The 24462-nt window shown below is 74.8% G+C and carries 26 protein-coding genes and 1 pseudogene; 12 read left to right on the forward strand and 15 right to left on the reverse strand.

The window, feature by feature from the left end; genetic code table 11:
* Positions 1 to 192: 192 nt before the first annotated feature.
* Both HK417_RS17165 and HK417_RS17170 read right to left on the reverse strand, forming a co-directional pair.
* A complete protein-coding gene (locus HK417_RS17165; RefSeq protein WP_222268666.1) occupies positions 193 to 792 on the reverse strand; it encodes a histidine phosphatase family protein in 600 nt (199 codons plus the stop codon).
* A complete protein-coding gene (locus HK417_RS17170) occupies positions 785 to 2014 on the reverse strand; it encodes an MFS transporter (RefSeq protein ID WP_222268668.1) in 1230 nt (409 codons plus the stop codon). The genes HK417_RS17165 and HK417_RS17170 overlap by 8 nt, the downstream gene beginning before the upstream one ends.
* A gap of 196 nt (positions 2015 to 2210) precedes the next feature.
* Here HK417_RS17170 and HK417_RS17175 point away from each other — a divergent pair, with 196 nt between their 5' ends.
* Complete coding sequence (locus tag HK417_RS17175; RefSeq protein WP_222268670.1) at positions 2211 to 3074, forward strand: aldo/keto reductase; 864 nt, start codon at positions 2211 to 2213, stop codon at positions 3072 to 3074.
* 42 nt (positions 3075 to 3116) lie between these two features.
* Here the strand turns inward: HK417_RS17175 and HK417_RS17180 are convergent, their stop codons facing one another.
* Positions 3117 to 4196 carry an NAD-dependent epimerase/dehydratase family protein gene (locus HK417_RS17180; RefSeq protein WP_222268672.1) on the reverse strand — a complete coding sequence of 360 codons (1080 nt, stop codon included), beginning with the start codon at positions 4194 to 4196 and terminating at the stop codon, positions 3117 to 3119.
* Positions 4197 to 4237: 41 nt separating this feature from the next.
* Between HK417_RS17180 and HK417_RS17185 the strand changes: the two genes are divergently transcribed.
* Positions 4238 to 4597 (forward strand): VOC family protein, encoded by a 360-nt coding sequence (locus tag HK417_RS17185; protein WP_261327112.1) that lies wholly within the window; start codon positions 4238 to 4240, stop codon positions 4595 to 4597.
* A gap of 14 nt (positions 4598 to 4611) precedes the next feature.
* On the opposite strand, the pseudogene HK417_RS17190 reads toward HK417_RS17185, so the two are convergent.
* From HK417_RS17190 to HK417_RS17195, 3 genes and pseudogenes are all read right to left on the reverse strand, one after another.
* Positions 4612 to 5481, reverse strand: a pseudogene (locus tag HK417_RS17190) (DNA glycosylase AlkZ-like family protein); the annotation flags it as partial.
* Positions 5482 to 5496: 15 nt separating this feature from the next.
* Positions 5497 to 5697, reverse strand: coding sequence for a hypothetical protein (locus tag HK417_RS25610; RefSeq protein WP_261327113.1), 201 nt, complete (start codon positions 5695 to 5697; stop codon positions 5497 to 5499).
* 333 nt (positions 5698 to 6030) lie between these two features.
* On the reverse strand, positions 6031 to 6516 hold the full coding sequence (locus HK417_RS17195) for a cupin domain-containing protein (RefSeq protein ID WP_222268674.1): 486 nt from the start codon (positions 6514 to 6516) through the stop codon (positions 6031 to 6033).
* 528 nt (positions 6517 to 7044) lie between these two features.
* Here HK417_RS17195 and HK417_RS17200 point away from each other — a divergent pair.
* Entirely contained in the window at positions 7045 to 7380 is a 336-nt protein-coding gene (locus HK417_RS17200; RefSeq protein ID WP_222268676.1) for a histone-like nucleoid-structuring protein Lsr2, read from the forward strand.
* 273 nt (positions 7381 to 7653) lie between these two features.
* Here HK417_RS17200 and HK417_RS17205 read toward each other — a convergent pair whose 3' ends face one another.
* Both HK417_RS17205 and HK417_RS17210 read right to left on the reverse strand, forming a co-directional pair.
* A complete protein-coding gene (locus tag HK417_RS17205; RefSeq protein WP_308123665.1) occupies positions 7654 to 7944 on the reverse strand; it encodes a DUF4177 domain-containing protein in 291 nt (96 codons plus the stop codon).
* Positions 7945 to 8035: 91 nt separating this feature from the next.
* Positions 8036 to 8926, reverse strand: coding sequence for an EamA family transporter (locus HK417_RS17210; protein ID WP_222268828.1), 891 nt, complete (start codon positions 8924 to 8926; stop codon positions 8036 to 8038).
* Positions 8927 to 9084: 158 nt separating this feature from the next.
* Here HK417_RS17210 and HK417_RS17215 point away from each other — a divergent pair, with 158 nt between their 5' ends.
* Positions 9085 to 9981: a LysR family transcriptional regulator gene (locus HK417_RS17215; protein WP_222268678.1), complete on the forward strand. Its 897-nt coding sequence runs from the start codon at positions 9085 to 9087 to the stop codon at positions 9979 to 9981.
* A 12-nt stretch (positions 9982 to 9993) separates the two neighbouring features.
* On the opposite strand, the gene HK417_RS17220 is transcribed toward HK417_RS17215, so the two are convergent.
* On the reverse strand, positions 9994 to 11355 hold the full coding sequence (locus HK417_RS17220) for an MFS transporter (RefSeq protein WP_222268680.1): 1362 nt from the start codon (positions 11353 to 11355) through the stop codon (positions 9994 to 9996).
* A 122-nt stretch (positions 11356 to 11477) separates the two neighbouring features.
* Between HK417_RS17220 and HK417_RS17225 the strand changes: the two genes are divergently transcribed.
* Both HK417_RS17225 and HK417_RS25615 read left to right on the forward strand, forming a co-directional pair.
* Complete coding sequence (locus HK417_RS17225; protein ID WP_222268682.1) at positions 11478 to 11810, forward strand: SRPBCC family protein; 333 nt, start codon at positions 11478 to 11480, stop codon at positions 11808 to 11810.
* Positions 11811 to 11874: 64 nt separating this feature from the next.
* Entirely contained in the window at positions 11875 to 12000 is a 126-nt protein-coding gene (locus tag HK417_RS25615) for a hypothetical protein (protein ID WP_261327115.1), read from the forward strand.
* Between the two features lie 10 nt (positions 12001 to 12010).
* Here the strand turns inward: HK417_RS25615 and HK417_RS17230 are convergent, their stop codons facing one another.
* Positions 12011 to 12847 (reverse strand): alpha/beta fold hydrolase, encoded by an 837-nt coding sequence (locus HK417_RS17230; RefSeq protein WP_222268684.1) that lies wholly within the window; start codon positions 12845 to 12847, stop codon positions 12011 to 12013.
* Between the two features lie 90 nt (positions 12848 to 12937).
* Here HK417_RS17230 and idi point away from each other — a divergent pair, with 90 nt between their 5' ends.
* Positions 12938 to 13489 (forward strand): isopentenyl-diphosphate Delta-isomerase, encoded by a 552-nt coding sequence (gene idi, locus HK417_RS17235; RefSeq protein WP_308123666.1) that lies wholly within the window; start codon positions 12938 to 12940, stop codon positions 13487 to 13489.
* On the opposite strand, the gene HK417_RS26185 is transcribed toward idi, so the two are convergent.
* Entirely contained in the window at positions 13479 to 14435 is a 957-nt protein-coding gene (locus tag HK417_RS26185) for an ATP-binding protein (protein ID WP_222268686.1), read from the reverse strand. The two genes, idi and HK417_RS26185, sit on opposite strands and share 11 nt — an antisense overlap.
* A 136-nt stretch (positions 14436 to 14571) precedes the next feature.
* Here HK417_RS26185 and HK417_RS17245 point away from each other — a divergent pair, with 136 nt between their 5' ends.
* Genes HK417_RS17245 through HK417_RS17260 form a run of 4 tightly spaced genes read left to right on the forward strand, consistent with a single transcriptional unit; the run spans position 14572 to position 17762 of the window.
* On the forward strand, positions 14572 to 15606 hold the full coding sequence (locus HK417_RS17245) for a methylenetetrahydrofolate reductase C-terminal domain-containing protein (protein WP_222268688.1): 1035 nt from the start codon (positions 14572 to 14574) through the stop codon (positions 15604 to 15606).
* Entirely contained in the window at positions 15603 to 16361 is a 759-nt protein-coding gene (locus tag HK417_RS17250) for a class I SAM-dependent methyltransferase (RefSeq protein WP_261327116.1), read from the forward strand. The genes HK417_RS17245 and HK417_RS17250 overlap by 4 nt, the downstream gene beginning before the upstream one ends.
* 39 nt (positions 16362 to 16400) lie before the next feature.
* Complete coding sequence (locus tag HK417_RS17255) at positions 16401 to 17447, forward strand: FAD-dependent oxidoreductase (RefSeq protein WP_222268690.1); 1047 nt, start codon at positions 16401 to 16403, stop codon at positions 17445 to 17447.
* Positions 17448 to 17486: 39 nt separating this feature from the next.
* The gene (locus tag HK417_RS17260) at positions 17487 to 17762 is read left to right on the forward strand and encodes a hypothetical protein (protein ID WP_222268692.1); all 276 of its coding nucleotides are present in this window, start codon (positions 17487 to 17489) and stop codon (positions 17760 to 17762) included.
* An 18-nt stretch (positions 17763 to 17780) separates the two neighbouring features.
* Here HK417_RS17260 and HK417_RS17265 read toward each other — a convergent pair whose 3' ends face one another.
* The 4 genes from HK417_RS17265 to HK417_RS17280 form a co-directional block, all read right to left on the reverse strand.
* Positions 17781 to 19001: a hypothetical protein gene (locus tag HK417_RS17265; RefSeq protein ID WP_222268694.1), complete on the reverse strand. Its 1221-nt coding sequence runs from the start codon at positions 18999 to 19001 to the stop codon at positions 17781 to 17783.
* Between the two features lie 141 nt (positions 19002 to 19142).
* Positions 19143 to 21521: a SpoIIE family protein phosphatase gene (locus tag HK417_RS17270; RefSeq protein ID WP_308123667.1), complete on the reverse strand. Its 2379-nt coding sequence runs from the start codon at positions 21519 to 21521 to the stop codon at positions 19143 to 19145.
* Positions 21518 to 22141 carry a biliverdin-producing heme oxygenase gene (locus HK417_RS17275; protein WP_222268696.1) on the reverse strand — a complete coding sequence of 208 codons (624 nt, stop codon included), beginning with the start codon at positions 22139 to 22141 and terminating at the stop codon, positions 21518 to 21520. Before HK417_RS17275 ends, HK417_RS17270 begins: the two co-directional genes overlap by 4 nt.
* A 122-nt stretch (positions 22142 to 22263) precedes the next feature.
* Positions 22264 to 23391 (reverse strand): PucR family transcriptional regulator, encoded by a 1128-nt coding sequence (locus HK417_RS17280; protein ID WP_222268698.1) that lies wholly within the window; start codon positions 23389 to 23391, stop codon positions 22264 to 22266.
* A gap of 127 nt (positions 23392 to 23518) precedes the next feature.
* On the opposite strand from HK417_RS17280, the gene HK417_RS17285 reads away from it, so the two are divergent.
* Positions 23519 to 24451 carry a proline dehydrogenase family protein gene (locus tag HK417_RS17285; RefSeq protein ID WP_222268700.1) on the forward strand — a complete coding sequence of 311 codons (933 nt, stop codon included), beginning with the start codon at positions 23519 to 23521 and terminating at the stop codon, positions 24449 to 24451.
* Positions 24452 to 24462: the final 11 nt, after the last annotated feature.

A 24462-nucleotide genomic window follows, 5' to 3' on the forward strand; every position in this document is an offset into this window, starting at 1 on the left:
GAACCGGCCCCACCTGGGCATCGGCGGACGCTCACCCATCGACCGCGTCAACAACGCTGCGGGTCAATACACCTAGTCGCAGCGGTGATCAGGGGAACGTGGTCGCCGTGCGGCACCCCGCGCCGACGCTGGTGGGGGAGGACAGCGCGCGCCCAGGTCACCCGATCACGACTGGGCGGGCGGGTACCTAGACTAGGGGCAGCCGATGTTCCAGCCGGTCAGCGCGGGGCGCTCGTGCTCGTGCCCGAGGGTGCCGTAGCGGCCGGTCGCCAGCGGGAACAACCGGCCCGCGGCGGGGTCCAACCCGAGCCAGCGGGCGGTGAGGATCCGCAGCAGGTGCCCGTGCGCCACGAACGCCACGTCGCCGTCGTCGAGCAGCGGGCGGGCCTTCTCCAGCACCCGGTCGACCCGTGCGCCGACCTCGTCCAGCGACTCGCCGGGGGTGTCGCCGGGCACGGTGCCGTCCGTCCACAGCGACCAGCGCCGGCCCATCTCCGCGCTGATCTCCTTCGTCGTCCGCCCCTCGTAGGCGCCGTAGTCGACCTCGACCAGGTTGGGCTCGATCACGGTGTCGACCTCCCCGTCGAGCAGGCCGGACAGCTCCGCGGTGCGCCGGGCGCGCTGCCGCGGGCTGACGAACGCGTGCGCGATCTGCCGCTGCGCGAGCACCGGCGCCAGCCGGCGGCCGTCCTCCTCGCCCTCGGGGAGCAGCGGGAGGTCGGTCACCCCCGTGTGCTGCCCGCTCTTGCTCCACTCGGTCGCCCCGTGCCGGATCACCACGAACTCACCCACGCTGGACCTCCTCCACGGGAGCCGGATCTGCCTCCCGCACCCCGGGCGGGGTGCGGCCGCCAGCGGAGGGCGCCCCGGCGACGGCCATCACGGCTACCGCGCCCAGGATGACCAGCAGCGGGGCGGTCCAACCGTCGGTCGCCTCGTGCACCGCCCCGACGACCAGCGGGCCCAGCGCGGCCACCACGTACCCGCCCCCCTGCACCATCGCCGAGAGCCGCCGGTTCTCCGTCAGGTTCGGGGAGCGGCGCACGATCGCGATGAACACGATCGTGATGCCGCCGCCCTGGGCCAGCCCCGCCAGACAGCACCACAGCGGCCACAGCGACGGTGCGACGATCAGCCCGATCGGAAGGGTGGCCCAGAACGCGGTGACCGTCAGCAGCACCAGCGACGGCGACCTCCACCAGGCGACCAGCGCCGGGACGGCGAACGCGCCGGCCACCGCGAGCAGCTGGAACAGCGAGGAGCTGACGCCCGCGGCGGAGCGGGACAGCCCCTGCTCGTCGGCCAGCAGCGTCGGCAGCCAGGCCGTCGCGCCGTAGTAGGTGAACGCCTGCCCGGCGAAGGCGAGCGTCAGGCCCCAGGCCACCGGCTGGCGCCAGACCGACGGCCCGGTGGCCGGCGGCAGGGGAGGAGGCGGCGCGTCGCCGGCCGCCGCGGCGGCAGCGGTACGGGCGACGTGCCGGCGCAGCCCGGCCGTCCACATCGCGGCCGCGGCCACCACCAGCAGTCCCCAGGCGGCGAGCGCGGCCCGCCAGCCCAGCAGGTCGGCCAGCGGCGCGGTGAGCGCGGAGGTCAGCGTGGAGCCGAGGTTCAGCGCGGCGGTGTACGCGGCGGTGACGACGTTGGTGGCCCCGGGGAAGTCCCGCCCGATGACCACCGGGACGACGACGTTGCCCACGGTGATCCCCAGCCCGATCACCACCGTGCCGGCGATCGCGGCGCTGGGACTGCCGAGGGAGCGCAGCAGGGTGCCGGCCAGCACGCCGGCGAGGGACACGACGACGGCCCGGTGGACGCCGGTGCGGGCGATGAGCAGCGACGCCAGCGGTGCGGCGAGGCCGAAGCAGAGCACCGGGATGCTGGTGAGCAGGCCGATCGTGCCGCCGCTGACGGCCAGGTCGCGCCGCAGGTCGTCGACCACCGGGGAGATCGCGACCAGCGGTCCGCGCAGGTTGAGCGCGATCAGCACCACTCCGGCCAGCAGCAGGACCGGCACGGCCGCTGCGCCTCCCCGTCGTCCTCGTTGCACCGGTCCACCTTCCTCCGGCCGGGCGCCCGGACGACGCCCGGGGTACGACCTGTGGTTCCCGTCACAGCTGACCGGGCCGGGAAGCGGTGCTCGACGCAACGGCTTGTGCACGACGGGACGGGGCGCCGTCGGGCGCCCACCACCAGACGCGCAGGAGACCCGGATGACCACCAGCACCGCGACCACTCCGCTGACCTTCGACCTCGGCGGTGACCTGACCATCCACCGCCTCGGCTACGGCGCCATGCAGTTGCCCGGGCCGGGCGTGTGGGGCGAGCCGGCCGACCGCGCCGCCGCCGTCCGGGTCGTGCGGGCCGCCGTCGAGCAGGGTGTGGACTTCATCGACACCGCCGACTCCTACGGCCCGGCCGTCAGCGAGCAGATCATCGGCGAGGCGCTGCACCCGTACCCGGAGCAGCTGGTCATCGGCACCAAGGCCGGCCTCACCCGGCAGGGCCCCGGCATCTGGACGCCGGTCGGCCGCCCGGCCTACCTCAAGCAGCAGGTCGAACTCTCGCTGCGGTACCTGAAGCAGGAGCGGATCGACCTGATCCAGCTGCACCGCATCGACCCGGAGGTGCCGCTGGCCGACCAGCTGGGCGCGTTCGCCGAGCTGCAGGCCGAGGGCAAGGTGCGGCACATCGGCGTCTCCGAGGTGTCGGTCGACGAGCTGAAGGCGGCCCGCGAGGTCACCGAGATCGTCAGCGTGCAGAACCTGTACAACCTGACCAACCGGCAGAGCCAGGACGTGCTCGACTACGCCACCGCCGAGGGCATCGCGTTCATCCCGTGGTTCCCGATCGCCACCGGTGACCTGGCCAGGCCCGACAGCCCGGTGGCGGCCGTCGCCGCGGAGCTCGACGCTACGCCGTCCCAGGTGGCGCTGGCCTGGCTGCTGCAGAAGTCCCCGGTCGTGCTGCCGATCCCCGGCACCACGTCGGTCGAGCACCTGACCGAGAACCTGGCCGCCGCGCAGCTCACCCTCTCCGACGACGACATGGCCGAGCTGGACGCCCTCGCCCGCTGAAGGACAGGCCACGGCCGGGCCCCGCTGGGGCCCGGCCGTCGTTCATGCCGGGGTGTGCTCCGGGCCGGTGCCGGGGAACAGCAGCGGGCCCTGGCCGCCCTGGCCGCGGCCCAGCGCCGCGACGAACTCGCGCAGCAGGTCGTCGCCCTTGTGCGCGGGCCGCCAGTCCAGCGCGGTCCGCGCCCGGCTGGCGTCCAGCGGCGGGATGCCCAGCCCCATGTCCAACCAGCCGGCCTCGATCTGCAGCACGTGGGCGAGGAACGCCGCCTGCATCCCGGTGCGGAGGACGACCGCCGGCACCGGGATCCGCCGGGCGCCCAGCGCGCGGGCCAGTCCGTCGGCGTCCAGCACCGGGGAGGCCGACAGGTTGAACGGGCCGGCGGCCCGGCGGTCGAGGATCCGGGCGATGGCGTCGGCGACGTCCTCGGCGTGGACGAAGGAGATCCGCAGCGACCCGGGCAGCGGGAGCGGCAGCAGCCGCGCGACCTCACCCGGCAGCAGCCGGGCGAGCGGGAACAGGTACGGGCCGAGGAAGTAGCGGCCGATCTCGCTGGCCGCCTCGGGCTGCAGCACGAGCGTGGGCCGGGTGACCGAGACGATCGTGTCCGGGTAGGTCGCGGCGAACTCCTGTACCGCGAGCTCGCAAGTGGACTTTTGCCGGCTGTAGGTGGACGACGGGATGCCGGTGATCGGCCAGTCCTCCTGGATCGGCCGCTCCTGCGGGCCGGCGGCGTACGCGCCGAGCGAGGACATGTGCACCACGTGCTGCACCCCTGCCGCGCCGGCCGCGGCCAGCACCCGCTCGGTGCCCTGGACGTTCACCCGGTGCAGCAGGTCGGGCTGCCGGTCGGGCAGCAGGGCCCAGGCCAGGTGAACCACCGCGTCGACGCCGTCCAGGAACTCGGCCAGCACCTGCTCGCTGTCCGGTTCGCTCAGGTCGGTGAGGTACCAGCGCGCCCCGTCGTAGGGCTCGGTCTCGGGTGGCTGCCGCCGGGCGAGGCCGCGGACCTCGGCCGCTCCGCCCTTGGCGAGGGCGCGCAGCAGCGCCGTCCCCACGTTGCCGCTGGCGCCGGTGACCGCGACCTTGAGGCCCGACAGGTGTCCGCTGGAGAGCTGAGCCATGCCCGGCGGCTACCCACGACGGCGCTCAGGAACCGCATACGGTGAGCGGCGTGATCCTGGGCGCGCACACCGTCCTGTACAGCAGCGACGCCGAGGTCGACCGGACCTTCCTCGCGGAGGTCCTGGGGTTCTCCTCGGTCGACGCGGGGAACGGCTGGCTGATCTTCCGGCTGCCGCCCGCCGAGGTCGCCGTGCACCCGGCCGACACCTCCGGCGCGGTGGAGCTCTACCTGGTCTGCGACGACGTCGAGGCCACCGTCGCCGACCTCACGGAGCGGGGCGTGGCCTTCGACGGCCCGATCAGCGACCAGGGATGGGGCCGGCTCACCACCATCCGGCTGCCCGGCGGGAGCCGACTGGGGCTGTGCGAGGCGCGCCACCCGACGGCGTTCGACGCCTGAGGACGCCGCCCGGCTCAGTTGACCCGCACCGCCGCGAGCACCACGCCGCGGTGCGCGGCCAGCCGCGCGGCCTGCTCCTCCACCGCCTGCCGGTCCACCGACCGCCACGGCCCGACCTCGACGGTCAGCTTCTTCCCGCTCTTCCGGGGCCGCCAGGTGCCGGCCACCTCGCCGTCGACGAGGACGGCGCCGGGGCGCCCGAGCACGGGCCACAGCGTCTTGGCCGACGCCGGGTCCCTGACGAGCAGCGACCGGTCGCGCAGCTGCAGGTACGGGTCGAACGGACCGAGCAGCCGGGTGGTGCGGGCCGCGCCGGCGGTGAGCCGGTCGGCGTCCTCGGCCAGGACCCAGCGCTTCTCGCCGTCGACCGTCACCTCCACCACGTCCGAGGGCCAGCGGTCGGTGATGTCCCGCACCGGCGCGTCCAGGTACGCGGCGGCCAGCTTGGGGGTGGCCGGGCCGAACAGCCGCAGGTAGCCGCGGATGACGTCCAGCTGCTCGGGGACGCGCTGGGCCGGGCTGAAGTCGGGGATCGGCTCGAGCACCGGGGGAGATGTGCCCGGCTGCAGCTGCAGGCCGGCGCGCAGCGAGGCGATCCGGAACGCCTGCTCGGACGGGTGGACGGCGTCGCACGGGCGGCAGTAGCGCTGGTACGGCTCGGGCAGCAGCTCCGCCAGCCGTCCGGACAGCTCGCCCTTGACCGTCGGCGTGCGGACGACGGTCCGCATGGCGCCGGCGACCGTGTCCAGCGCGGTGATGATCGGGATGTCCGCGGCCTTCAACGGCTTGGCGGCGTCGTAAATGCGCTTGCCGGCGTCGGCCTCGGAGAACGGTGCCGTGGCGGCGGCGACCCCGGGCAGGTCGGCCCGCCGGTACAGGTGCGGGGCGCCCCGGAGGGTTCACGCCAACGCGAGGTCGGGGGAGTCGGCCGGCACCTCGAGGCCGCGGACGGCCAGCGCCCAGCGGGCGCCGTCCGGCCCGGTGTCCTGCACGCCGAGGTCCAGGACGGCGGTGTCGGCGAGCGTGCCCTCCGCGCGGTCCAGCTGGTGGGCCCGTACCCGGAAGCCGAGCACGTCCGCCCTGGTCACGGTCGTCGTCATACGGGCAACGTAGGGCCGGCCGCCGACGATCGGGAAGGCTCAGGCGGTGCTCACGCGGGTGAACGAGGGTGGTGCTGGCTCGCTGGTGATACGCGGGACCCGTCCCTGAAGGCGGAATAAGGGGACACCCGACGACGAGAGTCCTCCGGACCTGCAGATTCCCAACGCTGGGACCGAAGGATCGCCTGACGAGCAACGGCAGGGCACCCGCTGTGTCAAGAGTGGCTGATGTGGATCCCGGATGCGGAGCAGAGCCGTGCGTCACCACACTGGGCGACTCCGGGCGAGCGCTTCTCGATGCGCCCTGACGACCGTGCTGTGCGTAGAACTACGTCAAGCAGTCGGCGGTGGACCGGTGATGGACACCCCGTAGTCGCTGAGTACCTGCGCGATCCGCTCCAGCGCCTCCGGAGACGGTGCCCCGGGTGCGGGCGGCAGGTCGGCGCCGGGTTCGCTGAGCGTGCCAGTGGTGACGACAAACTGCTCGAAACCGGCCGGCGTGATGAGCACGAGAAACCGCGCGGTGCCGCTGCGAATCCGATACGCGTGCTCACTGCCCGGGGGCAGGTACAAGGTATCGCCGGCCGACACGACCGCGTGGTTGCTGTCCGACCAACCGTCCAGGTCGCCCTCGACGACGAAGAAGGTCTCAGCCTCACGGGTGTGCCGATGCAGGGGCGTGCCCGCTCCCCTGCGCCCCACGTGCTCGATGAGCGCGAGGCTGCCCGCCGTCTCCTGGCCGGTGAGGCACATACGGAGGCGCACGCCCGGGTGATCGTAAGTGTCGCCCGCAGCGGCACGAATGAGTTGAGTCGTCATGGCCCCCTCCTCCAACGTCCTTTCAGTCTGACGGCAGCCGGCGGGCGGTTGTCTGCGTCGGCCAGTCTCTGCGCAAGCAGCCGCTTCGATGCCGCTTGATGGGCAGTGGGGCTGACGCGGGGCCCACCGATCCGGGTCCATCTGGGCGTCGGGCTTGGAGAGCGTCAAGACGGTTACCTGATGGCGGGAAGGTGCTCGTTCGACGAGCGTTCACCTTCCCTAGTGGGCCGCTCCAAACACCTGGGCGGGCTCGTTCACGGGGCGGCCTAAGGAACGGCTACGATCCGCTATTTGCGGCCGTCGGGCCCGGGTCCGAGATCGGCGTGGTGCCGTCCGCGCTCATCCAGGCGGCTCTTCTGCGGGAACCAGGAGACCTCTGAGTGGCCCTCTCAATACGACGTGAGCTATAGGGGCCATGCGCATAGTCATGTGCTACCCCAAAGTACTTCCCTCACTGCGTCGAGTGATATAGGCCGCACGCTGATCGTTGGCCTTGACTCGATAGTAAATACGCGGATGATCACCGTTATGGCCACTAAGACTTCCGTCGTCCTCGTCGACGACCTGGACGGCGAAACCCCCGCCGACACCACCGTCAGCTTCGGTCTCGACGGCAAGAGCTACGAGATCGACCTCTCGGACAACAACGCCGCCGAGTTCCGCGACGCCCTGTCGAAGTACGTCTCGGCGGGTCGCAAGTCCGGCTCGACGAGCGAGGCCCGGGCTGCTCTTCGTCACAAGACCACCAGCTCGATCGACCCCGCGGCCGTGCGAGCTTGGGCGAAGAGCCAGGGCATCGAAGTTTCTCCGCGCGGCCGCATCAAGAGCGACGTTGTCGAACAGTTCCGGGCCGCCGGCAACTGATGGTGGGGCGGGCCGCCTTTGGGTGCTTGCTCACCCTTTGACGCCAGCCTAGGAGCAGGCGACCCTCAGGGCGCTGAAGTCGATTCCCCGTAGCCCCGTGTCGATGCTGGCTGTCGGCACGGGGCTTTACGTTCCGGCGTTGCCGACCACTGAACACCTGAAGCCGAGGCGTGTGGACGGGGATTGGCGGAGTGCTGCGGTGGGCGTGGCGGCCTGCCGGAGCGCACCCGCGCGCCGGGCACCGGCCCTTGGCGTCAGCCCGGGCCCGCGTCGTCAGGTCACCGGTCGCTCGAAGGTGACCGGCACGCCCTCCACGCCACCCGGTCCCATGCGGCCCTTCACCTCGACCGAGGTGATCGCCTTGAGCTGCCAGCCCTCCCGACCGCGCTGGTTGAGCACCTTCTCAAGCTTCTCGCCGGACATCTTGCCGCCGATCATGCCTTCGCGGATCTCCTCGACCTTGTACTCGTAACGCCCGGCCATCGAGTGCTCCCCTCGCCGCTGTGCCGAGGGGTCAGCCTGCCGAGCCGGGCCCCCGGTGTCGACGGCCGACGTCAGCACCACGGCTGCTCCCGACGGAAGCCGAACTGACGGTCGACAGTTCTCTCCGGGGGGCCGTACGCGGAAGCCGAGAACCGTCCGCCCGGATCCGGCGTCAGGGGCTGTGCGCTCCGACGGCCGCCGGCTGCCCCGCCGCGGCCGACGGGACAGGCGGATCCCCGGCCGGCCGCCGTGCGGAGAGCGTGGAGCCGACGCTGGCGAGCACGACGATCCCCACCGCCACGGCCTCCGGTGCCCCGAGCGACTGGGCCAGCAGCGCCCACCCGGCCAGCGCGGCGACGGCCGGCTCGAGGCTGAGCAGGACGCCGAACACGCGTGGGGGCAGCCGCCGCAGCGCGGACAGCTCCAGCGTGTACGGCACCACCGAGGCGAGCAGCCCGGTGACGGCCCCCAGCAGGAGCAGCTCCGGCCGGTCGACCGCCGTCGCGGCCCCCGCCGCACCGACGGGGACCAGGGCGAGGGCGCCGACCCCCAGCGCGACGGCGAGCCCACCCTGCCCGGGAACGGCCGCACCCACCCGGGCACTGGTCAGGATGTAGCCGGCCCAGAACACCCCGGCCAGCAGTGCGAAGGCGACCCCGACCCGGTCCAGCCCGGGGCCTCCGCCGCCGTCGGCGGCCAGCCCGAGCAGGACGACGCCCGTCGCGGCCAGCAGCACCCACCCCAGGTCGCGCACCCGCCGGGAGAGGACGGCGGCGAGGACCAGCGGGCCCAGGAACTCGATGGTGACCGCGGTGCCCAGCGGGATGCGCGCGATGGCGGCGTAGAAGGAGCCGTTCATCCCGGCCAGGCACAGGCCGAACGCGACGACCGCCACCCACTGCCGCCGTGTCCACCGGTGGACGTGCGGCCGGGTGGCGGCCAGCAGCACCAGGGCGGCGACCAGCAGCCGCAGCAACGTGACACCGGCGCTGCCCATCGAGGGGAACAGCTGCGCGGCACCCGCGGCGCCCACCTGCAGCGAGACGCAGGACCCCAGCACCATGAGCACAGCCGGTCCGCTGCCAGCGTGGCGAGGGGTCACGGGCGCGGGGCGGTCGAGGCGGGCTGCGGCACGGTCCCAGCCTCGGCGTTCGCCACTCCGCCGTCCAGCGAATCATTCTGGAGTGAGATCATCAGCTGAGCTGAACGATGGGAGGCCCCGTGCTCGACGTCCACCGCCTCCGCCTGCTCCGGGAGCTGCAGCGCCGCGGCACGCTGGCCGAGGTCGCCCGCGCCCTGTCCTACAGCCCCTCGGCCATCTCGCAGCAGCTGTCCCAGCTGGAGAGCGAGACCGGGGTGCGACTGCTCGAACGGGTCGGGCGCGGTGTCCGGCTGACCGAGCAGGCCCGCATCCTCGTCCGGCACACCGACGCCGTCCTCGAACGTCTCGAGCTGGCCGAGGCCGAGTTGGCCGCGTCCCTCACCGAGGTGAGCGGCACGTTGCGGGTCGCCTCCTTCCAGAGCGTCCTGCTGACCCTCATCCCGGCCGCCCTCACCCGGCTCGCGGACCTGCACCCCCGGCTGCGGGTCGAGATGACCCAGAGGGAGCCCGAGAACGCCTTCGCGGGCCTGCTGACCCACGACTTCGACGTCGTGCTCGGTGAGGAGTACCCGGGCGGGGCGGGCGTGCCGGCGCCCGGGGTCGACGAGGAGGACCTGCTGCGCGACGAGATGCGTCTGGCGCTGCCCCGGACGGGCGCCTGGAGCGATCCCGGCGCCTCGTTGGCGGACCTGGCCGGCGCGCCCTGGGTCCTCGACCCCGCCGGGTCCCCGCCGGGCCGGTGGGCGCGCGCGTTGTGCCGCGACGCCGGCTTCGAGCCCGACGTCCGGTTCGACAGCCCGGACTACCTGCTGCACGTGCACCTGGTCGAGACCGGTCATGCCATCGCCCTGCTGCCGGACCTGCTCTGGACCGACCGCGAGGCCGACCTGCAGCTCGTCGAGCTGCCCGGTCGGCCCGCCCGGCGGCTCTACACCGGCGTCCGGCGCGGTGGTGCCGGCCACCCCGCCGTCCAGGCCTTCCGGCGCAGCCTGCGCGCGGCCGTGGCGACCGGCTGACCGGGGGGCGGCTCAGCCGGTGCTGACCGCCGTGCCCGCCGGCGGGCGGACGTCGTCCAGGCCGTGCCCGCGGCCCTCGGGTAGCCCCGTGGTCGCGAGCGCGGCGACCAGGAAGAAGGCCGTGAAGGTGGCGAAGACCAACCCCGTGCCCCCGGCGCCCAGCAAAGGCGGCACGCACAGCTGCGCCGCGATCGACGCGATCCGGCCGAATCCCGCCGCGGAGCCGGCACCGGTCGCGCGCAGCGCGGTGGGGTAGACCTCGGGGGTGAGCGCGTAGAGGGCGCCCCACGCGCCGAGGTTGAAGAAGGACAGCACCATCCCGGTGACCAGCACGGCCGACTCCGAGTCGGCGGCCGCGAACAGCCCGGCGCCCACCGCCGAGCCCAGGAGGAAGACCCCGAGCGTGGGGCGGCGGCCCCAGCGCTCCACCAGGTACGCCGCCACGGCGTACCCCGGCAGCTGTGCCAGGGTGATGATCAGCGTGTACCCGAAGGACCGCACCAGCGAGAACCCGTCGGCCACCAGCAGGGTGGGCAGCCAGGTGAACGCACCGTAGTACGCGAAGTTGATCCCGAACCAGACCGTCCACAGCGCCGCCGTCCGCCGGCGGGTGCCGCGGGCCCACAGCTCGGCAGGCCGGGCTCGGCGGGTCTCGGGTGCGGGCGCCGGGCTCGGCACCGGCGGCACACCCGCGGCCCGCTCGAAGCGACGCACCGCCGCCTCGGCCTCGTCCGTGCGGCCGCGCAGCTCCAGGAAGCGCACCGACTCGGGCAGGCCGCGCCGCACGACGACGGCGTACAGGGCGGGCGCCGCGCCCAGCGCCAGGGCCCACCGCCAGCCGTCGTCGCTGCGCGGCACGACCAGGTAGCCGATGAGCGCGGCGAGCACCCAGCCGACCGCCCAGAAGGCCTCCAGGGCGACGACCAGCCGCCCGCGCACCCGCGCGGGGGCGTACTCGCTGACCAGGGTCGACGCGACCGGCAGCTCTGCGCCCAGGCCCAGCCCGATGAGGAACCGGAACACCAGCAGCGCCCCGATCGACCACGACAGGGCGGCCGCGCCGGTGGCCACGCCGAACACCAGCAGGGTGAGGGCGAAGACCTGGCGGCGGCCGATCCGGTCGGCCAGCAGGCCGCCGAGCGTGGCACCGAGCGCCATCCCGACGAACCCGATCGAGCTGATCCAGGACAGCTCGGTCGTCGACAGCGACCACTGGGTGACCAGGGCGGCCATGACGAAGGAGATCAGCCCGACGTCCATGGCATCCAGCGCCCAGCCCACGCCGCTGCCCACGACCAGCCGGCCGTGCTCGCGGGTCACCGGCAGCCGGTCCAGGCGCTGGGCGCGGGTCAGGGGGGCAGGGGCGGCGTCCACGGTCCGCTGTCTACCCGGCGGGCCCGCGAGCGCACCGTGCGGCGGTCGGCTGTGCGCGTGATCACCGAGCTCGGTGACTGCGGTGTTACGGCAACTCGACGGTGACCGAAGGGGAGCGCGCCATGCGGAGCCACGAGGCGAGGGCGGTCATCCAGACGGAGCCCGAGGTGGGAGGTGCTCGCCGACGGGCGACCTGGAGCACCTGGGACTCCGGCGTCGACGCCGTCGAGGGTCGGCTCGCGCCGGGCGAGCGAATCAGGATCCACACCGATGCCGCACCGCTCGCCTTCCCCGTGGTCGTGTCGGCGATGGACCCACCGCACCGGCTGGTCTTCACCGGGGGCATGCCGCTGGGGCTGTTCCGGGGTGTGCGGACCGACACGCTGACTCCGGACGAGGCGGGCGCGACGAGGTTCGTGATGCGGGAGGAGTTCACCGGTCCGCTGTCCCGCTGATCGGCCGGTCCACCCCGATCTGCAGCCGTCCTTCTCCCGGTTCGCCGATCGGCTCAAGAAGCGGGTGACCGTGTGGGAGCCGCCGTCCCGGCTGGCCTCCACCGGGTTCCTCCGCGCGGACCGGCGGGACCGCAACCGGATGGGCTGGACGACCCTGCTGCCCCACTTCCCGGCCGCCGTCGAGGGCTGACGCCTCAGGGTCAGGCGGAGGATCCGCGCACGTGCGCGGTGACGAGTTCGCCGATCCGGTCGGCGGCGAGCTCGGGCAGCCAGTGGTCGGCGTCCTCGAGCACCTCCAGCGCGTACGCGCCCTCGACGTGCCCGCGGGTGGCCTCGATGGCGGCCCGGCCGAGGAACGTGTCGCGAGCACCCCACACGTGCAGCGTGGGCACCCGCACCGTCCCGATCGGCGTGCCGGAGCCGAACGGCAGCGCCCGGTACCAGTTCAGCGCCGCGGTCAGCGCGCCCGGCTCCCGCATCCGCTCGACGTACCGGTCGACCACGTCGTCGGGGAGCCCGCCCTGGCGCAGCGACCGGCGCAGCAGCGCGCCGCCGTTGGCGAGCAGCACGGCCTCGGGGACGGCGGGCACCTGGAAGAACGCCATGTAGCTCGAGCGCAGGGCCTGGTCGCTGTGCACCAGCGCCTGGGTCATCGCCGCCGGGTGCGGCACCGACAGGACGGTCAGCGTCCGCACTCGCCACGGGTGCCAGGCCGCGAGCGCCCAGGCCACGAGCCCGCCCCAGTCGTGACCGACCACGTGGGCGCTCTCGAGTCCCGCGGCGTCCAGCAGGGCGAGCACGTCGTCGACCACCTCCCGGATCCGGTACGCCGACCGGCCGGTCGGCCGCGCGCCGGGGGAGTAGCCGCGCTGGTCGGGGGCGAGCGTGCGCAGTCCGGCGGAGTGCAGCGCCGGGGTCAGCCGGTCGAAGGAGGAGGCGTCCTGCGGGAAGCCGTGCAGCAGGACGACGGGCTCACCGTCGACCGGGCCGGAATCGTGGACGTCGAAGACCAGGGAACCGCGCCGGAAGGTGTCCATGCCCCCTTCCTGCCCCGTCCTCCGTGCCCTTACTGCTGGAGAAGGGGACGCGGGCACGCGGCGCCCGCCGCGCTGGGGGACGATGGCCGGGTGGTGGCACCCCCGACGGTGGAGATGATCGTCCTGGTCGACGAGTCCGGGACGGCGATCGGCGCGATACCGAAGGCCCTGGTGCACCACGGTGAGACGCCGCTGCACCGGGCCTTCTCCGCCTACCTGTTCGACGCCGACGGGCGGCTGCTGGTGACCCGTCGGGCGGCGGACAAGGCCACCTTCCCCGGGATGTGGACCAACACGGTCTGCGGGCACCCCGGCCCGGGCGAGGACGACGCCGACGCGATCGCCCGCCGCGCCCGGTACGAGCTGGGCCTCGGCGTCGCCGACCTGCGCGCGGCCCTGCCCTCCTACCGGTACCGCGCGGAGTTCCGCGGGGTCGTGGAGAACGAGATCTGCCCGGTCTACCTCGGCCGCTTCACCGGCACGCCGCAGCCGGACCCCACCGAGGTGGGCGAGTGGGCGCTGCTGGACTGGGCGGAGTTCCGGTCGCGGCAGGAGACCGAGCAGCGGGACGCGTGGTCGCCGTGGTGCCGGGAGCAGGCCCGGATGATCGAGGCGGCCGGGCTGGTGCCCGTCAGGAGTTGACGACCAGGCGGACCGTGCACCCGGCGCCCGACTCGTCCGCGGGGCCGGCGGTGAGCTGGTCCACCGACCGCCGGGCCAGCCACAGGCCCATGCCGCCCACGGCCATGTCGCCGTGCGCGGGGCCGTAGCCGACCAGCGGGTCGTCGAAGGCGGTGCCTCGGTCGGTGACGGCGCACAGCACCCGCTGCGGTGAGCACCACAGCTTGACGTCGACCGGCGGGACGCCGTGCTCGGCGGCGTTGGCGGTGACCTCGTCGATCGCCAGCACGAGGTCCTGCGCGGCGTCGGGGGACAGCGCGGTGTCCGCCAGCACCCGGTTCAGTGCCCGCCGCAGCGTCCGCATGTCGTCCAGGTCGATGAGCGCCAGGTCGGGCTCGGTGGCCTCCAGCGGGTCGGGCGCGACGCGCCGCCGGGCCTCGCGCAGCAGCTCCGCGGGCGGGCGGTAGTCGGGGTTGGGCACGGTCCCCTCCTCGGTGAGGAGCCACGGGTGGGTCGCCCGGACCACGGAGTCCGGGTCACGGTCGCCGGCGTCCGCGGACCCGAGCAGGCAGAGGTGGTCGACCGGGCGGTCGGCGAGCACGTGGTTCAGCAGCGCCTCGACCTCCGTCCACGTCGACCAGTCGTCGAGCTGGCCGGGCCCGACGACGAGGTGCAGGCGCCGGCCGTCGGCGGGCAGCTCCCCGTCCACCATCCGGCCGATGGCCGCCAGCGCGTCCGGCGGCCGTTCCTGCAGGGCGTCGGGCGAGGCGACACGCACGTCCCCGGGGTTGCCGAGGGCGGCCAGCAGCGTGCCGGCCAGCGGCTCGGCGCAGGCGATGACGACGGGCTCCCCGGCGGCGACGGCCCGGCGCAGCACCGGTCCGACGACCCCGGTGAGGTCGTCGTCCGGGCGCAGCACGTAACCCACGTGCCGGTAACCCTCGTGCGCCTGGTGTGGCTGATCCACCGTGTCCGCTGCTCCTCGGTCGTCTGCTCCGACGTCGGCTCTGTGCCCGCCGAATCCTTGCGGGACACATCCACCGGGGGATGTCACACAGCGGCCCCGCGTTTCGTCCAGGGACGTCCGGGTCAGCGACGAGGGCATGAGCGCCCCGCCGACCGAGCTCCTCGTGCGCGCCGGGTGCCCGAAGCGGATGGTGTTCGGTCCCTGCGGCGGGGTGCGGGACGACGGCAGCTGCGAGGTCGCCGCGCACCCGTGCGTGTTCCTGGAGCCGCCGCTGCCGCGGTGGACCGGGCCCGCGCCGCCCGTCCCCGCCCCGGCGGCGGGCGGGCTGATCGAGCGGGCCCGGCGGCGCCCCGTCGTCCTCACCGACCTGTCGGTGCGCCCCTTCGACCGGGCGTCGGTGCGCGCGGTCGTCGGCGTGCTCGCGCCGGTGAGCGACGGACTGCTCGTGGGGGAGCACGCCGGGCGCCCGGACCTGCCGCCCACGCTGCTCGCCGCCGAGGTGCTCGCCGCCGGCGGCCGGCCGTGGACGACGCTGGCCTGCCGGGACCGCAGCCGCGTCGTGCTCGAGCAGGAGGTCGCCGGGCTGGCCGCGGTCGGGGTCGACGGGGTCCTCTGCGTGACCGGGGACGCGCGTGGTCCCGGCGTCCGGCCCGACACCACCCAGGTGTTCGACCTCGACGGCACCCGGCTGGCCGCGCTCGCGGCGGCGGCCGGACTGTCGGTCGCGGTGCCCGAGTCGCCCGACTCGCCACCGGTCGGGCTGCGACCGGCGCGGATCGCGGAGAAGCAGCGTGCCGGGGCGCGGCTCTGCGTGCTCAACCACGTCCGCGACCCGGCCCGGCTCACCGCCTTCACCACGGCGGCGCGGACGGCCGGGGCGACGCTGCCGTTCGTCGCCGCGGTCGCCGTCTACACCGACGAGCTGTCGGCGCGGGTGCTGCAGCGGTTCCCCGGGCTGCACCTGGACGCCGGCGTCGTCGAGCGCGTGCTGGCCTCGCCCGACCCGGCCGCGGCCGGCATCGCGGCCGCAGTGGCGGAGGCGCGGGCGCTGCTCGCCGTCCCCGGGGTGGTGGGGGTGAACCTGTCCGGGCCGGCCTCGGCCCGCGGCGAGGAGACGGCGGCCGCGGTCAAGGCGGAGGTCGCCCGGCGGATCAGGGAGGAGGCGGCATGAGCGAGCTGTCCAGCGAGGCGATGGAGTCGGAGTTCGGCACGGTCGCGGGGTGGACCGAGGAGGCCGTCCGCGCCCTGGGTCCGGAGCACGCGGTCCCCGCCGGCTGCCGGGGCAGCGGCAGCGAGGGGGCGCTGCGCTGGCTGGCCGACGCCCTCGCCGTCCGGCCCGGCCAGCGGATGCTCGACTCCGGCGCCGGGGTCGGCGGCCCGGCCGGCTGGCTGGCCGCCGCGCGCGGGGTGCGGCCGGTCTGCGCCGAGCCGATGGCCGAGGCCGTGCACGCCAGCCGGGTCCTGTTCGGGCTGCCGTCGGTGGTCGCGTTGTCGCAGGCGCTGCCGTTCCGCGACGGGTCCTTCGACGCGGCCTGGTGCCTCGGCGTCGTGTGCACGACCGAGGAGAAGGCGGAACTGCTCGCGGAACTGCGCCGGGTGCTGGTGCCCGGCGGCCCGCTCGGATTGCTGGTCTTCGCCGCCGTCGGACCGCTCCGCCCACCGCTGCCCGAGGGCAACAGCTTCCCGACCCCCGACGAGCTCGACGCGCTGCTCACCGGCGCCGGGTTCACCGTCACCGCGACGGCCACCGTGGACCTGTCCGACAGCCCGCCGGAGTGGCAGGAGCGGGCGGACGCGGTCGACGCCGAGGTGGAGCGGCGGCACGGCACCGACCCGCGGTGGGCGGAGGCGCAGGAACAGTCCCGGCGGGTCGGCCGGCTGATCGGGGAGGGCGTCCTGGAGCCCCGGCTGATCGCCGCCCGCTGACGGGGGAAGGCCCGCGACGTCCGTCTCGTTGGACCGGACGTGCAGACGGACGTCGTGGTGATCGGAGCGGGGCAGGCCGGGCTGTCGGCGGCCTACGAGCTGCGACGGGCCGGCGCCGACTTCGTCGTGCTGGACGCCGACGCCGGACCCGGTGGCGCCTGGCAGCACCGCTGGCCGTCGCTGCGCCTGGACCGGGCGCACCGGATCGCCCCGCTGCCCGGCATGGACCTCCCCGCGGCGGACCCGGCGACGCCGGCCAGCGAGGTCGTGTCCGAGTACTTCGCCGAGTACGAGCGGCACTTCGACCTGCCGGTCCGCCGTCCGGTCCGGGTGCGCGCGGTGCACCGGGACGACGACGGCTTCGTGCTGGACACCAGCGAGGGGGAGTGGACGGCGCGGGGGCTGGTCAGCGCGACCGGCACCTGGACCCGCCCCTTCTGGCCGGCGTACCCGGGCCGCGAGCTGTTCCGGGGACGGCAGCTGCACGCCGCCGACTACCGGGGCGCCGAGGAGTTCCGCGGGCAGTCGGTGGTCGTCGTCGGCGGCGGCACCTCGGCGGTGCAGCAGCTCATCGAGATCAGCGAGGTCGCGGACACCACCTGGGTGACCCGACGGCCGCCGGTGTGGCGGACCGAGCAGTTCGACGAGGACGCCGGCCGGGCCGCGGTCGCCCTCGTCGAGCGGCGGGTGCGGGCGGGCCTGCCCCCGGGCAGCGTGGTCAGCGTGACCGGGCTGATGGAGACGGACGAGGTGCGGGCGGCCCGCGCGCGCGGGGTGCTGGCCCGGTTGCCGGTCTCCGACCGGCTGACCGCCGACGGCGTCGTCTGGGACGACCCGGCGCTTGAGGTGCGGGCGGACGCCGTCCTCTGGGCGACCGGATTCCGTGCCGCGCTGGACCACCTGGCCCCGCTGCACCTCCGCGCACCCGGTGGCGGCATCGCCGTGGACGGCACCCGGGTGGTCGCCGAGCCGCAGCTGCACCTGGTGGGCTACGGGCCCTCGGCGAGCACGATCGGCGCCAACCGGGCCGGGCGCAGCGCCGTCCGGGAGCTGCTGCGCACGCTGGAGAGCCAGGCCGCCGCCTGAGCAGGGTTCACCGGGCCCCCGGCTCGGTAGGAGAAGGGCATGAGCGAGAGCCCCGACAGCGTCCTGCCCGACACCGCGATGGCCACCGGCAACGACGAGGGGATGTCGGGCGAGCGGAACCCCGCATCGCTCGACTCCGAGGAGAGGGAGATGCTCGAGGCACTCGAGCACCCGGAGGGCGGGCCCGCCGAGCCCGCGGTCGAGGACTCCCCGGAGGTGGCCTCCGCCGTCGCCGACGATGCGCCGCTGCCCCTCGCCGGCGACCGGGGCGGCCCCCAGGACGACGGGCTGACCCCCGAGTTCACCGACGAGTGAGCCGTTCCCCGGCTCAGCTCATCCCGTCCCGGCCGTCGAGGACGGGTGCTGGCGCGCGGTCGGGATCGCCGGGCACGAGTGCGGGGTGTCGTCGAACGGCCGCTCGTTCAGGACGTTGCTGCTGGGCGGGGCCGACGTGGCGGGTGAACCCGCCGCGCCGGCCGAGGCCCGGCGTCCGTCCCTGGTCTCCGGTGCGGTCTCCTCGGCCTTCAGGATGCGCAGGAAGTAGCGCTCGGAGAACCCCGCCAGGAACCCGACCAGGAGGAAGGTCCCGCCACTGGTGACCTCCACCCCGGTCAGGACCTGCCAGGTGAGGAAGAAGTACAGCGTCAGGGCCGCGACGGCGCCGACCAGGGGCTTGAGGGCGAGCCTCAGGATGCTCGCCCGGTAGTCCAGCAGCGTGGTGGTCGCGTCCCGGGTCGCGAGCAGGCCGCTCAGGATGCCCCCGACCGCGCCGACCGCGCAGACCGCGGCGGCCGACACCCACTGGGTCACCAGCGGGTTCTCGAAGGTGGCGACCGGCCAGCCCCGGAGCTGCGAGGCCCGCAGGTCGATCACCGCGTAGGGGGCGACGAGGAACAGCATCACGAGTGCCCCCGTCATGTACAGCAGCAGCATCCGGAGGCGGGTGACCTGCAGGTCGTCGGCGATGGCGTCGTCCTGCTCGAACTCCTGGAGGTGGTTCAGCGCGTCCTCCAGCGCGCTCCGCAGGAAGCGGTCGTCGTCCTTCTTCCGAGCGGCCTCGAGGGCGTCGGTGAGCCACTGCGCCTCCGGTCCGGCGCTCCGCAGCCGCGCCGTCACCGCGTCGCAGCGCAGCCCGAGGTTGCCGTAGGGGTACAGCCAGACGAGGGTCACGTCCGCGAGGAACAGCAGGTTCGAGCAGACGAAGAAGTTGGCGCGCCGGCTCTGCAGGTGGCTCTTGGCCTGGTGCAGGTACTCGCTGCACCGCTGCGCGTAGCGACGCTCGACGCTGGTGAGCTCCGTTCCGTCGCCGATGGAGACGAGCAGGTCGCCCCGCACCTTCACGTACCGACGGGTGAGCAGGCTCAGGGTCGAGATCGAGTACTGGCGGCGGCGGAGCGCGCCCTGCCTGGAGTCGAGTGGGCCCGGGTCCAGCTCCGGCTCCTCTGCCGCCGCCCGCCCGACCGTGCGCCGGCTCACCGGCGGCCGCAGTCGGTGGACGTCACCGCCACCGAGGACGGCGTCCCCACCTGCCTCGACCTGGTCCTGCTTCCGCAACAGCACTGTGGTCCCCCTTTTTCCGCCAGCGGGTCCCCGACCCGGCGATGGCTTCCCTCCACTGTCGGAGGCACCACGCACGGTCACCAGCCACCCTGGGTGGCGGGAACCCCCACCTGGAGGCCGGCGGCGGCCCGCCGGTCAGCGCTGCGGGGCGAGCCGGACCGCGATGAGCGCGACGTCGTCCTCGTTGCGCTCGGGCAGCAGCCGGCCGAGCAGCTCGTCCACCAGGCCCTCGACGTCCCCCGAGCCGACCGCCGCGAGCTCGGCGACGAGCCGCTCGACGCCCACGTCGAAGACCTGGTCGCGCCGCTCGACGAGCCCGTCGGTGTACAGCAGCACCGTCGAGCCGCGCTCGACCGTCGCGACGTGGTCGGACCGGGCCGCACCGGCCTGCACGCCGAGCAGGAGCTCGGGGCGGTGGCCGGACAGCACCTGCACCTGCCCGTCCGGGGCGAGCACCACCGGGGGCGGGTGGCCGGCGTTGGACCAGCGCAGCCGGGTGACCCCGCGCTCGGACTCCTCCCCGGTCTGCTCCAGCCGGGCGACCAGCACCGTGGCCACGGTCCGCAGCTGGAGGCCGTCGATCGCCCGGTCCAGCCGGCCGAGGACGGCCGCCGGGCCCTCCGCGCTGTCGTAGGCGATCCCGCGCAGCAGCCCGCGCAGCTGACCCATGCAGGCCGCTGCCTCGGTGTCGTGCCCGACGACGTCGCCGATCACCAGCATCGTGCTGCCGTCGGGCTGCTGGAACACGTCGTACCAGTCGCCGCCGACCTGGGCCTCGCGCGCGGCGGGGACGTACCGCACCGCGAAGCCGAGGTGGTCGGCGTGCGGCGGCTCGGACAGCAGGCTGCGCTGCAGCGTGACCGCGGCCCGGGCCACCCGCCGGGACCGCGCGTACAGCGCCTCCAGCAGGTTGGCGCGCAGGTCACCGGTCTCGGCCAGCTGGGCGGGGCTCCACGGCTCGGAGCGGTTGCGCACGACCTCCCGCCAGCGGTCGAAGGACCGCCGCGGCGACAGCCGGATCGTGTCGCCCTCGCGTTCGGCGATCGCCTTGTTGTGCGGGTCGCCGCCCCAGTCGACGGAGTGCACCTGCTCCGCGCGGGTCCAGAGGACGAACTGCCCCTCCGGCAGCGGCAGCGCGAGCACGCCGCACGCCAGGTCGGCCGGGACGCCGAGCTGCGGCGCGACCAGCGGGAGCCGGTCGGTGCTGACGACGTCATGGCCCTGCCCGGCGGCCCACTCCGCGAGTGCCGTGACGACGTCCGCGGGCAGCGGCACCCCGGCCGTGCCGGTGTTGCCCTGCAGGCTCACCACGAGGGAGTCGGCCGGGACGACGTCGAGCAGCCCGGGCCGGCCGAGCAGCGTCTCGGCGAGCGGACGGTCCTCGTCGAGCGCGGCCGCGGTCAGCCAGGCCATGGTGGACCGCACCTGCAGCGCCCGCCGGTGCTCCTCGTCCTCGGCCCGGTCGACCAGGCGCAGGGACAGCGTGGACCCGAGGAACTCCGCCGCGGCGCGCGTGGCGTACGGCGGGGCGTGCGGACCGGAGTAGTGGTGGCAGGCGATGAGCCCCCACAGCCGGTCGTCCCGCAACAGGGAGATCGACATCGACGCCCGCACGCCCATGTTCTGCAGGTACTCGCAGTGGATCGGCGAGACGCTGCGCAGCGTGGAGTAGGTGAGGTCCAGCGGGCGGCCGGTGGCGGGCAGGTCGACCGGCTCCAGCGGCGCGGGGGTGTACGTGACGTCCGAGATGAGCCGGATCCAGTTCTTCTCGTACAGCGCCCGGGCCTGGGCCGGGATGTCCGAGGCGGGGTAGTGCAGGCCGAGGAAGGAGTTGAGCTCCGGAGCCTTCGCCTCGGCGACGACCTCGCCGTTGTAGTCGGGGTCGTAGCGGTACACCATCACCCGGTCGAAGCCGGTCATGGTGCGCACGGCCTCCGCGGTGATGTCGTAGAGCTCCTGCAGCGAGGTGGCCCGGTTCAGCTCGCTGATCGTGCCGCGCACCGCCTGGTAGGTGTTCGGGAACGAGAACGGGCGGGGTCCGTACGCCGGCTCCAGCTCGATGACCAGGGTGCTCGACGGCGTGGCGGCGGGCAGGCCGCCCACCGGCGGCCCGGTGTCGGCCAGGGGCAGGCCGACGGTCTCGGGGCTGTGCGCGGCGCGGTGCAGGATCGCGTCGACCGGGCAAGGGGTGCCGTCGCAGTCGACGATCAGCTCCACGGGGTTGCGCTCGCGCAGGTCACCGAAGGCGCTCGCGGAGCGCGCCACAGCCTGGGCCGGGACGACGCCGAGCACCTCGGCCAGCGGCCGGCCCAGCGCCGCGTCCCAGGCGACGCCCACCACGTCGGCGAGGTTCCGGGACACCTGACGGACCACCATGTCCGGTTCGCTGACCGCCAGCAGCACCCCGCGCGGCTGGATGCTGCCCGGGACGTGGATCGGCTCCCGCTCGCAGTTGCCCAGGTCGACCGGCTCGCCCGGCGCCAGCCACGGGCCGGACTGCAGCTGGTCGGTCACGATCGGCCCGCCCGTGCCCCGCACCAGGCGGCGAGCGCGCCGAAGGTCTCCTGCGCCGCGCCGACCAGGCGGTCCGCGTCCCCGCCCGCGGCCACCCGGTCGCGGGTCACCTGCCGGAAGGCGTGCCACATCGACCCGGTGTCCTCGCCGTACGGCGAGAAGGCGGTGAGCCGGCCGGCGCCGGCGAAGTGGGTGAGCCCGGCCAGGTGCCGGTCGATGAAGACCCCGCCGAGCGAGGAGCCCTCCAGCACGTAGAGCCGGCCGAGCGCCTCGTCGGTGTCCGCCACCGGCGGCAGGTCCGGCGTGGCGACGGACTCGGACGCAACGCCGAGGGCGGCCAGGTCGGCGGCGAACAGGTGGCTGCGCCGGCGGCGCGACCAGTCGACCCCGGCGGCGTCGTCCGGCCGGGCCCGCGCCCAGGCGTCCAGCCCCGCCTCGGCCGCGCGCCAGAAGCCGTGCATCGCGATGAGCACCTGGACCAGCCGGTCGCGGGTCAGCTGCGGGTCGAGCAGGTCCAGGGTGTCCTCGACGGCCCGGTGCTCGACCGCGGTCGCGGTGCGCAGACGCCGGAGCACGTCCGTGCCCGCGGCCGGCAGCTGCGCCGTCGTCGTCTCTGCCACCCGGTTCCCGTCGTCGCCGGCGCCGGCCCGGATCCGGGGAGCGCGTCCGTCGCTGAGCTCATCAGCGACAACGAGCCTAGGCCAACCGACCGACGGGACGCCGGGTGCGTCGGTTGGGCCGGTCAACCGTCCACGGCGGCCAGTCGTGCGGCGCGCACCCCGAGGTGCAGCAGCAGCCGGTCGGCGCCGTCGGCGAGGTCCAGGCCGGTGAGCTGCGCGATGCGGCCCAGCCGGTAGTACAGCGTCTGCCGGTGCACGCACAGCCGGGCGGCGGTGCGCTGCGGGCTGCCGGCCGAGTCCAGCCACACCGCGGCCGTCTCGGTCAGCACGGGGTCGGTCAGCAGGGCGCTGAGCGCCGGGTCCGGTCCCGGCAGGACGGCGACCTGCCGCCAGGCGCCGAGCTCGGCCCAGGACGCCGCCGGCGCCAGGCGGGGGTCGACCGCGGCCACGCGTGCCGCGGTCCGGGCCTCCCGCCACTGCCCGGGCAGCTCCGCGCAGCCGCGGCGGGCCGCCGCCACCCCGGCCGTGCTCCCGGCCGGCAGCCCGGTCAGCGCGGCCGCCGCCAGCGCCCCGGCCGGACGCACGTCGCGGTCGTCGGCCAGGGGGAGGAGCACCGCCACGGCGCTGCCGTCGTCCAGCACGGCGCTGATCGCCCCCGCCCCCGGCGGCCGCCAGTCGGTGGGGAGCCCCGGAGCGGCCGGGCGCAGCGCCACCACGCTCACCGGTGTCCGGGACCCGAGGGCCGCGTCGAGGGACCGCCTGGCCCGGCCGCCGCCGGTCAGCACGGCGGCGAGGTCGGCGGCGAGGTCCGTCGTCCCCGGCCGCCCGGCCGCCAGCAGCCGGCCTGCCTCGGCAGCCAGCGCGACGGCCTCCGCCAGGCCCGGGGCGGCGGGGTCGGTGACGTCGGTGCGCCCGCCGTCGAGCAGCCAGAGGTAGCCGTGCAGCTCGCCGTGGGCGCGCACCGGCAGGCACAGCCGCGTGAGGATCCCCGCCGCCGGGTCGGCCGCCACCCGCAGCGGAGCGGTGGCCGTGGTGATGCCCTGCCCCTCGAACCACGTGCGGACCTCCGGCGTGGACCCGCGGCCGAGGATCGACCGGGTCCGGACGGCGTCCATCGCGGTCTCGGCGGGAGCCGGGCCGGACTCGTGCGCGCAGAACGCGAGGAGGGTGAAGTCGCGGTCCTCCAGCGTCGCGGGCGCACCGAGGGCACGGGACACCTCGTCCACCAGGTCCTGCAGGTCGTCGCGCACGAGTCCTCCCGTCGTTCAGACGATCGTACGAAGATGAGGGCCGGAGTCCCGACATCTGTCCCTGGTGCGGCGTGACCCGCCGTCCCTACCGTCGGAGGGGACAGCCAGACCAGCCGGAGGTGCCGCCGTGCTCACCCAGAAGGCATTGCTCGCCGCCTCCCGCCGCGCCTCCCTGCGGCGGATGGTGACCGGCACCCCGGTCACCCGCCGGGTCGTCGACCGGTTCGTGGCAGGGGAGACGCTGCTCGAGGCGCTCGACGTCGTCCGCACGCTGACCGGCGAGGGCCTGGCCGTCACGCTCGACCACCTGGGCGAGGACGTCACCACCCGCGCCGAGGCGCAGCGCACCCGGGACGCCTACCTCGCCCTCCTGGACGCGCTCGCGCCGCTGGGCCTCGGGCGCCGGGCCGAGGTGTCGGTCAAGCTGTCGGCCTTCGGCCAGGCACTGCCGCTCGGCGGGCACGACGTCGCGCTGGAGCTGGTGCGCCCGGTGGCCGAGGCCGCCACGGCGATGGGCACCACCGTCACCCTGGACATGGAGGAGTCGGGCACCGTCGACTCGACCCTCGCCGTCCTCGCCGAGCTGCGCCGCGACCACCCCGGCACCGGGGCGGTCCTGCAGGCGATGCTGCACCGCACCGAGGACGACGCCCGCGCGCTGGCGACCCCCGGCTCCCGGGTGCGGCTGGTCAAGGGGGCCTACAACGAGCCGGCGGCCGTCGCGCACCAGGACAAGGCCGCCGTCGACGCCGCCTACGCCCGCTGCCTGGAGATCCTGGTCCGCGGGCCCGGCCACCCGATGGCCGGCACCCACGACCCCCGCCTGATCGAGCTGCTGCTGGCCCTGGTCGACCGGACCGGCCGCGACCCGGACAGCTACGAGTTCCAGCTGCTCTACGGCATCCGGCCCGACGAGCAGCTGCGCCTGGCCGCGGCCGGGCACACCGTGCGGGCCTACGTGCCCTACGGCGTCGACTGGTACGGCTACTTCATGCGCCGGCTGGCCGAGCGCCCGGCCAACCTGCAGTTCTTCCTCCGCTCGCTCGCCACCAAGAACTGAGGAGCACCCCG

This window comes from Modestobacter marinus (assembly GCF_019799945.1).
GTDB lineage: Bacteria > Actinomycetota > Actinomycetes > Mycobacteriales > Geodermatophilaceae > Modestobacter > Modestobacter marinus_B.

What these genes read in the sequence shown, in the direction of transcription:
- HK417_RS17175 (WP_222268670.1), top strand. Translation starts at nt 2,211, where the DNA reads ATGACCACCAGCACCGCGACCACTCCGCTGACCTTCGACCTCGGCGGT.
- HK417_RS17180 (WP_222268672.1), bottom strand. Translation starts at nt 4,196, where the DNA reads ATGGCTCAGCTCTCCAGCGGACACCTGTCGGGCCTCAAGGTCGCGGTC.
- HK417_RS25610 (WP_261327113.1), bottom strand. Translation starts at nt 5,697, where the DNA reads ATGACGACGACCGTGACCAGGGCGGACGTGCTCGGCTTCCGGGTACGG.
- HK417_RS17195 (WP_222268674.1), bottom strand. Translation starts at nt 6,516, where the DNA reads ATGACGACTCAACTCATTCGTGCCGCTGCGGGCGACACTTACGATCAC.
- HK417_RS17200 (WP_222268676.1), top strand. Translation starts at nt 7,045, where the DNA reads ATGGCCACTAAGACTTCCGTCGTCCTCGTCGACGACCTGGACGGCGAA.
- HK417_RS17210 (WP_222268828.1), bottom strand. Translation starts at nt 8,926, where the DNA reads ATGGTGCTGGGGTCCTGCGTCTCGCTGCAGGTGGGCGCCGCGGGTGCC.
- HK417_RS17225 (WP_222268682.1), top strand. Translation starts at nt 11,478, where the DNA reads ATGCGGAGCCACGAGGCGAGGGCGGTCATCCAGACGGAGCCCGAGGTG.
- HK417_RS17230 (WP_222268684.1), bottom strand. Translation starts at nt 12,847, where the DNA reads ATGGACACCTTCCGGCGCGGTTCCCTGGTCTTCGACGTCCACGATTCC.
- HK417_RS17245 (WP_222268688.1), top strand. Translation starts at nt 14,572, where the DNA reads ATGAGCGCCCCGCCGACCGAGCTCCTCGTGCGCGCCGGGTGCCCGAAG.
- HK417_RS17250 (WP_261327116.1), top strand. Translation starts at nt 15,603, where the DNA reads ATGAGCGAGCTGTCCAGCGAGGCGATGGAGTCGGAGTTCGGCACGGTC.
- HK417_RS17260 (WP_222268692.1), top strand. Translation starts at nt 17,487, where the DNA reads ATGAGCGAGAGCCCCGACAGCGTCCTGCCCGACACCGCGATGGCCACC.